The 13,396-nt window shown below is 73.7% G+C and carries 12 protein-coding genes; 8 read left to right on the top strand and 4 right to left on the bottom strand.

Going from position 1 to position 13,396, the window contains the following annotated elements:
- Positions 1-55: 55 nt before the first annotated feature.
- Positions 56-781, bottom strand: coding sequence for a Clp protease N-terminal domain-containing protein (locus tag ABZ261_RS27290; protein WP_356863623.1), 726 nt, complete (start codon positions 779-781; stop codon positions 56-58).
- Positions 782-1,049: 268 nt separating this feature from the next.
- Positions 1,050-1,676: a PadR family transcriptional regulator gene (locus tag ABZ261_RS27285; protein ID WP_356863621.1), complete on the bottom strand. Its 627-nt coding sequence runs from the start codon at positions 1,674-1,676 to the stop codon at positions 1,050-1,052.
- Between the two features lie 367 nt (positions 1,677-2,043).
- Between ABZ261_RS27285 and ABZ261_RS27280 the strand changes: the two genes are divergently transcribed.
- Positions 2,044-2,856 (top strand): PhzF family phenazine biosynthesis protein, encoded by an 813-nt coding sequence (locus ABZ261_RS27280; RefSeq protein WP_356863619.1) that lies wholly within the window; start codon positions 2,044-2,046, stop codon positions 2,854-2,856.
- 19 nt (positions 2,857-2,875) lie between these two features.
- Here ABZ261_RS27280 and ABZ261_RS27275 read toward each other — a convergent pair whose 3' ends face one another.
- Together ABZ261_RS27275 and ABZ261_RS27270 are read right to left on the bottom strand one after the other, a co-directional pair.
- Entirely contained in the window at positions 2,876-3,676 is an 801-nt protein-coding gene (locus ABZ261_RS27275; RefSeq protein WP_356863617.1) for a type II CAAX endopeptidase family protein, read from the bottom strand.
- Between the two features lie 308 nt (positions 3,677-3,984).
- Complete coding sequence (locus ABZ261_RS27270) at positions 3,985-5,502, bottom strand: glutamate--cysteine ligase (protein ID WP_356863615.1); 1,518 nt, start codon at positions 5,500-5,502, stop codon at positions 3,985-3,987.
- A 570-nt stretch (positions 5,503-6,072) separates the two neighbouring features.
- Here ABZ261_RS27270 and ABZ261_RS27265 point away from each other — a divergent pair.
- The 7 genes from ABZ261_RS27265 (at position 6,073) to ABZ261_RS27235 (ending at position 13,385) form a co-directional block, all read left to right on the top strand.
- Complete coding sequence (locus ABZ261_RS27265) at positions 6,073-6,660, top strand: hypothetical protein (RefSeq protein ID WP_356863613.1); 588 nt, start codon at positions 6,073-6,075, stop codon at positions 6,658-6,660.
- Positions 6,661-6,990: 330 nt separating this feature from the next.
- The gene (locus ABZ261_RS27260; RefSeq protein WP_356863669.1) at positions 6,991-7,197 is read left to right on the top strand and encodes a DUF5999 family protein; all 207 of its coding nucleotides are present in this window, start codon (positions 6,991-6,993) and stop codon (positions 7,195-7,197) included.
- 629 nt (positions 7,198-7,826) lie between these two features.
- Positions 7,827-9,785 carry an amino acid transporter gene (locus tag ABZ261_RS27255; protein ID WP_356863611.1) on the top strand — a complete coding sequence of 653 codons (1,959 nt, stop codon included), beginning with the start codon at positions 7,827-7,829 and terminating at the stop codon, positions 9,783-9,785.
- 49 nt (positions 9,786-9,834) lie between these two features.
- The gene (locus tag ABZ261_RS27250; protein WP_356863609.1) at positions 9,835-10,230 is read left to right on the top strand and encodes a helix-turn-helix transcriptional regulator; all 396 of its coding nucleotides are present in this window, start codon (positions 9,835-9,837) and stop codon (positions 10,228-10,230) included.
- 247 nt (positions 10,231-10,477) lie between these two features.
- The gene (gene modA / locus ABZ261_RS27245; RefSeq protein ID WP_356863607.1) at positions 10,478-11,308 is read left to right on the top strand and encodes a molybdate ABC transporter substrate-binding protein; all 831 of its coding nucleotides are present in this window, start codon (positions 10,478-10,480) and stop codon (positions 11,306-11,308) included.
- Positions 11,305-12,165, top strand: coding sequence for a molybdate ABC transporter permease subunit (gene modB, locus ABZ261_RS27240; RefSeq protein WP_356863605.1), 861 nt, complete (start codon positions 11,305-11,307; stop codon positions 12,163-12,165). The genes modA and modB overlap by 4 nt, the downstream gene beginning before the upstream one ends.
- Positions 12,162-13,385: an ABC transporter ATP-binding protein gene (locus tag ABZ261_RS27235; RefSeq protein WP_356863603.1), complete on the top strand. Its 1,224-nt coding sequence runs from the start codon at positions 12,162-12,164 to the stop codon at positions 13,383-13,385. The genes modB and ABZ261_RS27235 overlap by 4 nt, the downstream gene beginning before the upstream one ends.
- The last annotated feature ends 11 nt before the right edge of the window (positions 13,386-13,396 follow it).

Here is a 13,396-nt window from a genome sequence, read left to right as displayed (position 1 = left end):
GGGGCACCGCGCGCCGGGCGCGTCAGGGGCCGCCGCCCCGGCCGCGCCGGGCGCGTCAGCGGGCCGCCGCCCCCTCGCCGTCCCCGGCCTCCGCGGCTCCCGTCTCGATCCGCGCCACGAGCTCCGGGGCGGAGATGCCGGCGCGCTTCAGGACCTCGACGGCCCGCGAGCTCGGATCGCCGACGAGCGCCTTGAGCAGGTCGGCGCCGGTGACCCGGGGCGCTCCGCGCCGCCTGGCCCGGCCGCAGGCCTCCGCAAGAGCGGCGGCCGCGGCGGGGGACCAGCCGGCGGCGTCCCTGGGCGTCGGATCGTGGTCGGCGGACGCGGGAATCACGGCGGACGAGCCGCCCTCGCCGGGTCCGGCCGGCGCGTCACGACCGGCCGCAGCGGCATCCTCCGCGGACGGACCGCCTCCGCCGCCGGCCGGCGCGTCGTGACCGGTCCGCGCCGGCGCGGCGACGATATTCCCGGAGTCCTCCACCTCCCCGGAGTCCTCCACGCTGCCCTGCCAGCGCAGCCCGTAGCCGATGCTGCGCTGCACGAGGTAGCCGAGGAGCCGGGCGAGCTGCGGAGGGCCGCCGACGGCGGCGCGGACCTCGGGGTCGTGCTCCAGCAGCGAGTGGAGCAGATGGGCGGTGTCCGTCTGCCGGTCGCCGTCCCGGACGGCCCTCCTGCGGGCACCGGCGATGACCGCCGCCAGCTCGTCATCGAGCCCGGCGGCGCCGTGCGGCTGCGGAACCGGCTCGTCGGGGGCGGTCCGATGGGCGGTACGGGGTTGCACCCCTCCACCTCATCAGCCCGGAGGGCGCCGGGGCATCCTCGAGAGGAACCATTTCCGCGTCCCGCAGGAAGCGGACAACCTCCCCCGGGATCTCATCCTCAGGGAGGAGACCCGCCCCGAACCCGCACCTCGGGGCCGGGTCTCTCTCGCGGGCGTCCCGCACGCGTCCCGCGCGCGTCGCGGCGTGACGGTGCGGCGGTCCGGGCCGGGCACGCGCAGGCGCCCCGCGCGGAGTACCGCGCGGGGCGCCCGGGCCGCCGTCGGCGTCTCAGTGCTCGTCGGCGAGGATCAGGTACAGCTTCTTGCGGGCCTCGTTGAGGACGGCCAGCGCCTTCTCGCGCTGTTCCTTGCTGCCGGTCTTCCAGACCTGCCCGAAGGCCTCCATCAGCCCGAACCCGGCCTGACGGATCTCGCTGAGAGCCTCCCAGTCGACACCGCGCGAGGCCTCCTCCCAGGGCGCGTCCGGTCCTTCCTCGGCGGCGGTGCGTCCGCCGTCGGTGAGGGAGAACAGCTTCTTGCCGCCCTCGCTCGCGCTGGTGATCAGGCCCTCGTCCTCCAGCAGTTGCAGGGTGGGGTAGACCGAGCCGGGGCTCGGCTTCCACGCGCCGCCGCTGCGTTCGGCGATCTCCTGGATCATCTCGTAGCCGTGCATGGGCCGTTCCCTGAGCAGGGCCAGGATGGAGGCGCGGACGTCACCGCGCCGCGCCCGCCCTCGCGGGCCGCCCCGTCCTCGCGGCCCCCAGGCGCCCGGCCCGAAACCGGGGCCGCCGGGGCCGAACCCCGGGCCGCCCGGTCCGAAGGGCCCGAAAGCGGCCCGCCGGCCCTCGAAGCCGCCCATGCCGCGCCGGCCGGGGCCCTCGTGCCGATGTCCACGCTCGAATCCGTGGGTGCGCATCGCGCTCACTCCATTCCATCGTTGATCTGTCACGTTCGTATCACGTTCGCTTGCGATGCTTCAACGATATATCGGAGAAGAGGTCAAGACAAGCCCCTCGGCGAGGCGCGGAAGCTGCCGCCGATCGAGCGGAAGCTGCCGCCGATCGAGAAGGGTTCAGGCGTGCGCTGCGCGCGCCGCACGAGCCCGCGAGACCGGCGGCGGATCGCAACTCCGGCCTCCGGAGAGCCGGTCGGGGCCCGTCCCGCCCACGACGGCCACCACGCGATCAGGCCGACGGCGGCAGCACGGGGCCGTCGGGAAATCGGGCCGCGTGCCGCGCATTGGCCATGGGCCGCCGACCGTCGCGGCCACTAGCGTCGGCGGCATGCGCATACGAATCGTGGACGCCTTCACCGACCGCCCCTTCGCCGGCAACCCGGCCGGAGTGCTCCTCCTGGACGACGTCTTCCCGGACGACGACTGGCTCCAGCACGTCGCCGCGGAGGTCAACCACGCCGAGACGGCCTTCGCCCACCGGCTGCCCGAGGGCGGCGAGGCGGACTGGGCGCTGCGCTGGTTCACACCCGTCACCGAGGTCGCGCAGTGCGGGCACGCCACCCTCGCCACGGCTCACGTCCTGCACACCACCGGCGCCGAGACGGGTCCGGTACGCTTCGCCACTCTCAGCGGCGTGCTGACCGCCACGCCCGCGGAGGACGGCTCGATCACCCTGGACTTCCCCACCGCCCCGCTCACCCCGGTCGAGATCCCGGACCGTGTCGCCGAGGCGCTGGGCGCGGAGCCGGCCGCCGTCTTCGACACCGGCCCGAACATCGGGGACCTGCTGGTGGAGCTGGCCGACGAACGGACCGTCCTGGGTCTTGCCCCCGACCACAGGGCCCTCGGCGCCCACTCCTCGCGCGGCGTCATCGCCACCGCCCGCGCCGACGAGCCGTCCCTCGGCTACGACTTCGTCTCCCGTTGCTTCTTCCCCAACGTCGGCATCGACGAGGACCAGGTCACCGGCAGCGCCCACACCGCGCTCGCCCCGCACTGGTCCGCCCGCCTCGGCCGCGACGAGCTCACCGGGCTCCAGGCGTCCCGCCGCTCCGGGCTGGTCCGCACCCGGCTGCGCGGCGAACGCACGCTGCTCACCGGCCGCGCGGTCACCGTCATCGAGGGCGAGCTGCTCGCCTGACCCGCCGCGCCCGCGACTCTCAGGCCGTCGGCAGCCAGCCCACCTTGCCCGCGAGCAGGGCGTAACCGACGAACGCGCCGATGTCGAGCAGCGAGTGGGCGACGACGAGCGGGCCGACCCGGCCCCAGCGGCGGTAGAGGTGTGCGAACACCACACCCATGACCATGTTGCCGACGAAGCCGCCGACACCCTGGTAGAGGTGGTACGACCCGCGCAGGACCGCACTGGCCGTCAGTGCGGTCCCCGGGGCCCAGCCCAGCCGGTCCAGCCTGCGCAGCAGGTAGCCGACGACGACGACTTCCTCGAGGACGGCGTTCTGCACCGCGGAGAGGACCAGCACGGGGTACTTCCACCACACGTCCGGCAGTGCCTCGGGGACGACGGTGAGGTTGAAGCCGAGTCCGCGGGCGGCGAGGTAGAAGGCGATGCCGGTGCTGCCGATCACGGCCGCGATCCCGGCGCCCCGGGCCAGGTCGAACCGAGGGCGGGTGCGGTCGAAGCCCAGCGTGCGCAGGCTCGCGCCCTCGCGCAGCAGCAGATGCGCGACCAGGGCCACGGGGACCAGTGCGGTGGCGATGCCGAAGAGCTGCCAGGCCAGGTCCAGCCAGGGACGGCCGGGCGCGGCGGAGGCGTTGAGGGTGGCCGCCTGGTCCTTGAGGCCGCCCGGCTTGGTGACCGAGCCGATGAAGCTGATCAGCGCGGACACCCCGCTCGCGCCGAGCGAGAGCGCGAGCACCAGGAGCGTCTCGTCCCGCAGCATCCGTCGCCGGTCGCGCTCCTGCACCGGGGAATCGGCCACCGAGTCAGCCTGCACCTGCATCCCTGCCTTCGCACCAGGCTCACGGGCCCCCTGGCCCGCCTACGCCCGGCAAGGATCCCAGACGCATGAACGAGAACGTCGAACAGGCCCCGGCACGCTCGCCGGCGGCGCGCGGCCGCCCGCGGCCCCGGCACCCGGACGACGCCGTGCCACCGCTCCACAGCAGCCGGCCGAGGGCGCGCACGTGCGGAGGCGCGGCCTCCGGCAGGCCGCCCACCGCGCCGCCCACGGCCCCGTGCCGCGCCCTGTGCCGCGCCCTGTGCCGCGCCCCCGTACGGCGCACCGCTCCTGGTCCCGTCGCGTCGGGCTCAGCCGAGCGACGCCGGTTCGGGCAGGCCCACCGGCCAGGTGTGCACCGGCTCGCCGCCGTGCATGAGCTCGGCGTACCGGCGTGTCGTCGCCGCCAGCGCCGCCTCCCGCGACATCCCCCGCTCGAGCGCCCGGTGGAACGTGGCGGCCTGCCAGGTGGCCCCGTTCACCCGGCGCCGGCAGCGCTCCTCGATCACACCGAGGTACAGGTCCCGGTCGGCGGCCTCCACGCCCCACGCGTCCAGCCCGGCGGCGGCGAGCGGCAGCAGCTCGTCGCGGACCAGCGTCACCGCGTCGACCTCGCCCGTGCCGCCGTACCTGCCCCGGCGCGGCCAGACGAAGCGCGCGTCGATGCCGTGCCGGCACGCCGCCTCGAAGTTCGCCTCGGCCGCGGCGAACGGCATCCGCGTCCACACCGGCCGGGACTCCTCGGCGAGGGCCCGGACGAGGCCGTAGTAGAAGGCGGCGTTGGCGATGACGTCGGTGATGGTCGGCCCGGCGGGCAGGACGCGGTTCTCCACGCGCAGGTGCGGAACGCCGTCCGCGATGCCGTACACCGGCCGGTTCCAGCGGTAGATCGTGCCGTTGTGCAGCACGAGTTCCGCGAGCTTGGGCACGCCGCCGGCCTCGATGACCTCCAGCGGATCCTCGTCGTCGCAGATCGGCAGCAGGGCCGGGAAGTAGCGCAGGTTCTCCTCGAACAGCTCGTACGCGGAGGAGATCCACCGCTCACCGAACCAGGTGCGCGGCCGTACGCCCTGCGCCTGCAGCTCGGGCGGGCGGGTGTCGGTGGACTGCAGGAACAGCGGGGGGCGGGACTCGCGCCACAGCTCGTGGCCGAAGAGGAACGGCGAGTTGGCGCCGACGGCGATCTGGGCGGCGGACGCCGCCTGCGCCGCGTTCCACACGTCGGCGAACCGTCCCGGCGTGACCTGCAGGTGCAGTTGCAGGGAGGTGCAGGCGGCCTCGGGCACGATGGACTTGGACGTGCAGGTCAGGTGCTCCACGCCCTCGATGTCGAGCCGGAAGTCCTCACCGCGCGCGGCGACTATCTGATCGTTGAGCAGCGTGTAGCGGTCCACCTCGGAGAGGTTGCTGGAGACCAGGTCGTCCCGGTCCAGCGTGGGCAGGATGCCGATCATCACGATGCCCGCGTCGACCTCGCCGGCCTTGCGGTCGGCGTAGGCGAGCGAGGTGCGCAGCTCCTCGGCGAGCTGGTCGAAGACCCGGCCGCCCAGCCGGTGGGGCGCTATGTTGACTTCCAGGTTGAACATGGCGAGTTCGGTTTGGAAATCACGGCTCGCGATGCGCTCGAGCACCTGCCCGTTCAACATTTTCGGCATGCCGTCGGGACCGGCGAGATTCAATTCGATCTCGACTCCCATGAGGTTCTTGGGACGGTCGAATCGCTTCTCGCGCAGCAGCCGCTCCAGCCCCGTCAAGCACTTCTGGAGCTTTTCGCGGTAGCGCTGGCGATCGGACAGGTCGAACTGCCCTGCCACGACCTTTTCCCCCATCGAAGTGTCCCTCCTCGGACGGGCGGACCGACGCTCCGGCCGCCGGGCTCCCAAAGTCAGGTGGGATGATGCCCAGCCGAAGCGATCGATAACGTCCCGTGTGGGCCCGCCGCCCGCTACTCTGTCGCCATGTTCCCTGCGGCACATTCACGAGGCATGCCGCAGCTCGCACCTTCGGGTGCCCCGTACGCCTCGTGAAAAACGCCGACGCCATTCGGCCGAACGTTACCGACGCGTACGGCGAGGTCAGAGGCAGGGAGTCGGCCCGGGAATCAGGATTTTCTCGGCATATCGGCGACCCAATTGCGCCTTGTCTCGTGCACCGCAATGAGATAGACGAAACATCGGCCGAACGCGCGTCGTATAAACTTCGTCCACAAGGCAGAAGGTTGGTGCCCTCGGTCCTGGTTCCAGCCGTGTTTCTGCCGTCCCGATCGACGGACGGCAGACCGAGCCGCACCCTCGTTCACACCGAATGGGGCCCCACCTCTCCGGCCTTCCCCCGAGCAGACAGCGCCGTCCGCCCCACCTCCTCGCGCCGCCGCGCCTGTCGAATGAGAGGCGAGCCACATGCCGCTGCACGTGCCCCCTGCCCCTGCGCCTGCCCTGCGATCCGTCCTCACCGCCCTGAGTTCGCCCACCGCGGTCCGTGAGGCCCGCACCCCTTCCCTGTGCGCCGCCGCGCAGGGTCCCGCCGCGCCCGAACTGCCGCTGCCCGTCCACGTCCTGGACCGGATCACCGCGCAAGGCCTGTCCGCCACCCGGCTGGCCGGCTGGCGCTTCCTGATCCGGTGCGGCGACCGCGCGGTGGCGGCGGCCGAGACCGTGCTCACCGCCGACGGCTGGACCTTCTCGCACTTCTTCGAGGGTCCCTACGTCGCCTCGACCGAACGCGCCGTGCAACAGGCGGAGGCGCTGCAGCAGCCGTACCAGGCGCGGCTGCTGTCCGTGCCCGGGCTGTACATGCTCACCCTGTGGCTGCACCAGGACTGCACCGGAGACGGCACGGAGGGCCACCCGGCCGACGGTGATCTGCTCGTCCCGCTGGCCCCGGCCCCGCCCGGCATTCCGGCGCACCGTCCGTTCCGGGTGTCGGAGCTGCTGCCGGTGCTGACCCATCGGGCGACTCCCCTCCCCTTGCTCGGCTCGCCCGCCTGACCGACGCCCGCGTACCCCGCTTGCCGGAAGGGAAGCGGGGTACGCGCGCTTTTCCCGGGCGGTGCGGCACAGGCGGTCGGCGTGCATATGCCCGCGGATTGCCGCCGTACGGGCTGGCCCGGTCCGGCTAGCCCTTTCCGACCACTGCGAACCACCCAAAGGGACAGTGCAGTTGGGCTGAACCGCCCGCGCGCGTGACGCGTCTTGAATCCATGAGAAGCGGTGCCGTGAAATCCCTGCGGAACCACGCCCGGAGGACAACACTGGCTTCAGACCGACTCATCTCCACGGGGGACGGACATGACCACGACAGAGCGAGAGATCCCACCCATGTGCCAGCACCAGCCGCCGTGCCCGACAGCCGAGTCCGCCGACCGGGAGTCCGCCCGCCTCGTGGCGCACCACCCGGAGCAGGGGTGGAGCCTCCTGTGCAACGGAGTGCTGCTCTTCGAGGACACCGGCGAGCTGCTGCCCGACGGCCGCATCATCGCCCCGCACCGCCCGCTCGGCGCGGACCGGGTGATGACCGCCGCCTGAGCGGAGCACAGTGACCCGAGGGGCCGGCCCGCAGCCATCCGGTGCGCACCGGCCCCGACCCGTGCCCGGCGGCAGCCGGGACACCGGCCGCTCGGGTCCGCTCGCCACGTCCGGCCCCGGCAGGGCGCGGGCGTCCCCGAGGACGCGGAGACGATTCCGGTGACTTCGCCGTCGCCACCTGGGCACCGGGCCACCCTCGGCCCCGGCCTGCCCGTGGACCTGCACCCGCCGCCTCGACGGAACCCGTCCGTCGCCGCTCCCCGATCGCGCGGGCCCCACACCGGCAGGCGATCCGTTCGCCGACGAGGAGACGGCCCAGTGCGGTGCGGTGCGCCAAGCCGACCGGGACGGGCCAGGACGGCGTCGACGCCGCTTCGCGGTCGATCACCGGCAGGACCGCCGGCGGATCCGCCCCCTCGCGGGCGGTGTCCGCCTCCTCCAGGCTGCCGCCGAGCGTGAAGGGCCGACGGCCGGCATCGCCCTCCCGCGTTCCCGTCCGGGCATCTTTGGCCAAGGCTTGACTCTCCCCGGTCATGATCCACCGGCTCAGGGGTAGCGCTCTGCTTACGTTGGTGCCGCCGTCCGCGTGATGGCCGGAAAGAGCTGAGCCGTACCGCAGGAGCACGCCGATGGTCACGACCGAACACCCTCCCGGCACGCGCCGCCTGCGCGCCTGGATGCTCGAGGGACTGTCCGACATGGGCAGGGAAGGGGGTCATACCGGGCCGCACGCGGAACCCGGGCCGCCGCACGAGGGTCAGCGCTGGTGGCGGGTGATGTGCCTGACCGGCGTCGACTACTTCTCCACCCTCGGCTACCAGCCGGGCATCGCCGCCCTGGCGGCCGGCCTGCTCTCCCCCGTGGCGACCGTCGTGCTGGTCGTCGTGACCCTGGCCGGCGCCCTGCCGGTCTACCGCCGGGTGGCCCAGGAGAGCCCGCACGGCGAGGGCTCCATCGCCATGCTGGAGCGCCTGCTGTCCTTCTGGCAGGGCAAACTGTTCGTGCTCACCCTGCTGGGCTTCGCGGCGACCGACTTCCTGATCACCATCACGCTCTCCGCCGCCGACGCCTCCACCCACCTCGTGGAGAACCCGCACCTGTCGGACGCCCTGCAGGGCAAGCAGATGCTGATCACGCTGCTCCTCGTGGCGCTGCTCGGCGCGGTCTTCCTCAAGGGCTTCCTGGAGGCGGTCGGCGTGGCGGTCGCCCTGGTCGGCGTCTACCTCGGGCTCAACCTCGTCGTCGTGATCACCGGTCTGTGGCACGTCGTCACCGCCGGGCACGTGGTCACCGACTGGAGCAGCGCCCTGTCGGCGGAACACGGGAACGTCTTCGCGATGATCGGCGTGGCGCTGCTGGTCTTCCCGAAGCTCGCCCTGGGCCTGTCCGGCTTCGAGACCGGTGTCGCCGTCATGCCGCACGTCCAGGGCGACCCCGGCGACACCGAGGAGCGGCCGGCGGGGCGGATCCGGGACACCCGCAGGCTGCTGACCACGGCCGCGCTCATCATGAGCTGCTTCCTGATCACCACCAGCTTCATCACCACGCTGCTGATCCCGGAGAAGGAGTTCGAGTCGGGCGGCGACGCCAACGGCCGTGCCCTCGCCTACCTCGCGCACGCATACCTCGGGGGCGCCTTCGGCACGGTGTACGACGTCTCGACCATCGCCATCCTGTGGTTCGCCGGCGCCTCCGCCATGGCCGGCCTGCTGAACCTGATGCCGCGCTATCTGCCCCGCTACGGCATGGCCCCGCACTGGGCGCGCGCGGTGCGCCCGATGGTCATCGTCTTCACCCTGGTGGCGTTCCTGGTGACATGGATCTTCGACGCCGACGTCGACAAGCAGGGCGGCGCCTACGCCACCGGCGTGCTCGTGCTGATCAGCTCCGCCGCGATCGCGGTGACCATCGCCGCGCGCAAGGCGGGACAGCGCGGCTGGACCATCGGGTTCGCGGTGATATCGGCCGTGTTCCTGTACACGACCGTCGTCAACGTCATCGAGCGCCCGGACGGCGTGAAGATCGGCGCCTGTTTCATCGCGGGCATCATCCTGGTGTCGCTGCTGTCCCGGCTGGCCCGCGCCTTCGAACTGCGCGTGACCAGCGTGACCCTCGACCCGACGGCGCAACGGTTCATCCGGGACCTGTCCAGCCGGAAGATGCGGTTCATCGCCAACGAGCCGGACCGCCGCGACGCTGCCGAGTACCGCGACAAGATCGAACAGATCCGCGCCGACAACGACATGCCGGAGCAGGAGGACTTCGTCTTCGTCGAGGTCACGGTGACCGACCCCTCCGAGTTCGAGACGGGACTGACCGTGCGCGGCGAGATCCTGCACGGCCGCTACCGCGTGCTGACGCTGGAGCACTCCTCCGTCTCCAACGCCATCGCCGCGCTGCTGCTCCACGTCCGGGACGCCACCGGCTGCACACCGCACATCTACTTCGAGTGGACCGAGGGCGACCCGTTCACCAACTTCCTGCGCTTCTTCCTGTTCGGCCAGGGCGAGGTCGCCCCGGTCACCCGGGAAGTGCTGCGCGAGGCGGAACCGGACCGGGCCCGCCGGCCGCGCGTGCACACCGGGTGAGGACGCCCCCGGTCTCCGTCCCCGGCGGCCCGGCCCTATCGTGACCGGCATGCAGTCCTACACGATCGGCCAGGCCGCGCGGCTGCTCGGCGTCAGCCCCGACACCGCACGCCGCTGGGCCGACGCCGGCCGGATGGCCACCCACCGCGACGAGTCCGGCCGACGTCTCATCGACGGCCGGGACCTCGCCGCGTTCTCGGTCGAGCTGGCCAGGTCGGGCGCCGGCGAGGAGGGCGTCCCGCTCACCTCCGTGCGCAACGCCTTCCCCGGCATCGTCACCGCGATCAAGCTCGGTGACGTCGCCGCCCAGGTCGAGATCCAGGCGGGCCCGCACCGCCTGGTCTCGCTGCTCACCCGGGAGGCCGTCGAGGAACTCGGCCTGGAGGTCGGCATGGAGGCCACCGCCCGGGTGAAGTCCACGAACGTGCACATCGACCGCGTCTGACCGCACCCGGCACGCCACCGCACCCCCCGCCCGGATCGGCCGGGCGCCCGCGGCGGCCGGGCGCGGCCCGCCGCCGTGCGGCCTCCGGACGCACCTGCAAGCCGTACCGGGCAGTGTCCCCGCTTCTGCGATGCCCCAGGGGGCTCACACCTGGCAGATGCGGCAGTATGATCGCAGCGCGGCCGGTGGACGGTCGCGCCCGAGGCCCGACCGTCCCCGGCCCAGCACCCGAGGGAGCAGATCCGTGATGACCCGTCCCGCGCCCCGGATCCGGCGGACGGTGCGGCTGGCCGCCGCGGCCGCCGCCCTGACAGCCCTCGGCGCCTGCTCTTCGCCGGCCGGCTCCTCGGACTCGCCGGGCCCGCCGGCCGCCGGGGGCGCCGCATCCGCCTCACCGAAGCTGTCCGGCACGGTCACCGTCTTCGCCGCCGCCTCCCTGAAGGAGAGCTTCACGACCCTGGGCGAGCGGTTCGAGAAGCAGCACCCGGGCACCGAGGTGACCTTCAGCTTCGGCGGCAGCGACACCCTCGCCGCGAGCATCGCCGGCGGAGCCCCGGCGGACGTGTTCGCCGCCGCCAGCCCCGCGACGATGGCCGCCGTGACGGACGGGAAGGCCGCGGCCCGGACGCCGGTGACCTTCGCCCGCAATCAGCTGGTGATCGCCACGGCGCCGGGCGACCCGCACCACGTGTCCTCCCTGAAGGACCTCGCCGGGCCCGGCCTGAAGGTCGTCCTGTGCGCCGAGGAAGTCCCCTGCGGCGCCGCCGCCCGCAAAGTCCTGGACGCGAGCGGGCTCGAGCTCACCCCGGTCTCCTACGAGGAGAACGTCAAGAGCGCCGTGACCAAGGTGGTGCTGAAGGAAGCCGACGCGGCGCTGGTGTACCGGACGGATGTGCAGGCCGCCGCCGGCAAGGTGGAGGGCGTGGAGTTCCCCGAGTCCGCCGCGGCGATCAACGACTACCGGATCGTCCCGCTGAAGAACGCACGGAACGCCGAGGCCGCCGAGGCGTTCGTCGCGCTCGTGCGGTCCGCGGAGGGCCGGAAGGTGCTCACCGGGGCCGGGTTCCTGAAGCCGTGACCCCCCTCGGCAGGCCCGACACCGCGACCGGTCCCCGCACGGGCCGGCCGCGGCCCCGGCGCGCCGGCGCGTCGGGATGGCGCGGGGCGCCGCCCGCGCTGCTGCTGCCGGGCGTGGTGGCACTGGCGTTCCTGCTGCTGCCGCTGCTCGCGCTGCTCCTCCGGGCGCCCTGGCGCAGCCTGCCCGGCCGGCTCACCAGCGCCGAGGTGTGGCAAGCGCTCCAGCTGTCCCTGGTCAGCGCCACCGCGGCGACCGCCGTCAGCCTCGTCCTCGGCGTACCCCTGGCCTGGCTGCTGGCCCGCACGGACTTCCCCGGCCGGGGCCTCGTACGGGCCCTGGTGACCCTGCCGCTGGTGCTGCCGCCGGTCGTCGGCGGGGTGGCCCTGCTGCTCGCGCTGGGCCGCAACGGGATCATCGGCCGGTGGCTCGACTCCTGGTTCGGCGTCACGCTGCCGTTCACCACCGCCGGTGTCGTGGTCGCGGAGGCTTTCGTGGCGATGCCGTTCCTGGTCATCAGCGTGGAGGGCGCCCTGCGCGCCGCCGACCCGCGCTACGAGGAGGCGGCCACCACGCTCGGCGCGTCCCGCTTCACCGCGTTCCGCCGGGTCACGCTGCCGCTGATCGCGCCCGGCGTCGCGGCGGGCGCGGTGCTGGCGTGGGCGCGTGCGCTCGGCGAGTTCGGCGCCACGATCACCTTCGCGGGCAACTTCCCGGGCCGCACCCAGACCATGCCCCTCGCGGTCTACCTCGCCCTGCAGAGCGAGCCCGAGTCCGCCCTCTCCCTCAGCCTGGTGCTGCTGGCCGTGTCGATCGCGGTGCTGGCGGGGCTCAGGAACCGCTGGATGGTGCCGTCATGACGCGCACCCGCGCCGCTGCCGCCGGCGACGACTCCCGCCGGCCCACCGCCCCCGCGGCCGCCGGCGCGGCCCGGCCCCCGGCAGGTCCGGCGGCGCCCGACCACGAGGCGCGCACGCGCGGTGAGGCCGTCGGACCCGCTCCGGCCGACGGCGGGCCCCCCTCCGCGCCCCCGCGTCCGGCCGCCGGCCTGGACGCCCACCTCGTCGTCGACCGCCCCGGCTTCCGCCTGGACATCACCCTGACGGCCGCACCCGGAGACGTCGTGGCACTGCTGGGCCCCAACGGCGCGGGGAAGACCACCGCGCTGCGCGCCCTCGCCGGCCTCACCGCCCTCACCGACGGCCATCTGCACCTGGACGGCGTCCGCCTGACGCGCACACCCCCCGAGGCGCGCCCCGTCGGCGTCGTCTTCCAGGACTACCTCCTCTTCCCCCACCTGTCCGCCCTGGACAACGTCGCCTTCGGCCCGCGCTGCCGGGGCGCCGGCAAGGCCGAGGCCCGCAGGCAGGCGGCGGCCTGGCTGGACCGCATGGGCCTCGCCGACCACGCCGGCGCCCCGCCACGCCGCCTCTCCGGCGGTCAGGCCCAGCGCGTCGCCCTGGCCCGCGCCCTCGCCACCCGCCCCCGGCTGCTGCTCCTGGACGAGCCGCTCGCGGCGCTGGACGCCCGCACCCGCCTGGAGGTCCGCGCCCGGCTCCGCCGCCACCTGGCCGAGTTCGAGGCGGTCGCGGTGCTGGTCACGCACGACCCGCTGGACGCCATGGTGCTGGCCGACCGGCTGGTGGTCGTCGAGCACGGGCGGATCGTCCAGCAGGGCGCGCCCGCCGACGTCGCCCGCCACCCGCGCACGGACTACATCGCCCGGCTCGTCGGCCTCAACCTGTACCGCGGGCGGGCCGCGGGGCACTCCGTGCAGCTCGACGCCGGACCGGCCGTCACCACGACGGAGGAGCTGTCCGGGCCGGTGTTCGTGGCGTTCCCGCCGTCCGCCGTGACCCTGTTCCGGGAGCGGCCCTCCGGCGCCAGCGCCCGCAACCTGTGGCGCTGCGAGGTCGCCGGCCTGGAGACGCACGGCGACCGGATCCGCGCCGACCTGATCGGCGACATGCCGCTCGCCGCGGACGTGACGGCGGCGGCCGCCGCCGAACTGGACCTGCACCCGGGTGCGGCGGTCTGGGCGACGGTCAAGGCGACGCAGACGCACGCATACCCGGCCTGAGCGGAGCGGCG

The organism is Streptomyces sp. NPDC006193, assembly GCF_040613915.1.
Lineage (GTDB): Bacteria > Actinomycetota > Actinomycetes > Streptomycetales > Streptomycetaceae > Streptomyces.
This window is presented reverse-complemented; position numbering and strand designations above follow the sequence as displayed.

Excerpts from the sequence above, each read along its gene's own strand:
- ABZ261_RS27280 (WP_356863619.1), top strand. The coding sequence starts at position 2,044 with ATGCGCATACGAATCGTGGACGCCTTCACCGACCGCCCCTTCGCCGGC.
- ABZ261_RS27275 (WP_356863617.1), bottom strand. The coding sequence starts at position 3,676 with ATGCAGGTGCAGGCTGACTCGGTGGCCGATTCCCCGGTGCAGGAGCGC.
- ABZ261_RS27265 (WP_356863613.1), top strand. The coding sequence starts at position 6,073 with ATGCCGCTGCACGTGCCCCCTGCCCCTGCGCCTGCCCTGCGATCCGTC.
- ABZ261_RS27260 (WP_356863669.1), top strand. The coding sequence starts at position 6,991 with ATGTGCCAGCACCAGCCGCCGTGCCCGACAGCCGAGTCCGCCGACCGG.
- ABZ261_RS27250 (WP_356863609.1), top strand. The coding sequence starts at position 9,835 with ATGCAGTCCTACACGATCGGCCAGGCCGCGCGGCTGCTCGGCGTCAGC.
- ABZ261_RS27255 (WP_356863611.1), top strand. The coding sequence starts at position 7,827 with ATGGTCACGACCGAACACCCTCCCGGCACGCGCCGCCTGCGCGCCTGG.
- ABZ261_RS27235 (WP_356863603.1), top strand. The coding sequence starts at position 12,162 with ATGACGCGCACCCGCGCCGCTGCCGCCGGCGACGACTCCCGCCGGCCC.
- ABZ261_RS27270 (WP_356863615.1), bottom strand. The coding sequence starts at position 5,502 with ATGGGGGAAAAGGTCGTGGCAGGGCAGTTCGACCTGTCCGATCGCCAG.
- ABZ261_RS27285 (WP_356863621.1), bottom strand. The coding sequence starts at position 1,676 with ATGCGCACCCACGGATTCGAGCGTGGACATCGGCACGAGGGCCCCGGC.
- modA (WP_356863607.1), top strand. The coding sequence starts at position 10,478 with ATGACCCGTCCCGCGCCCCGGATCCGGCGGACGGTGCGGCTGGCCGCC.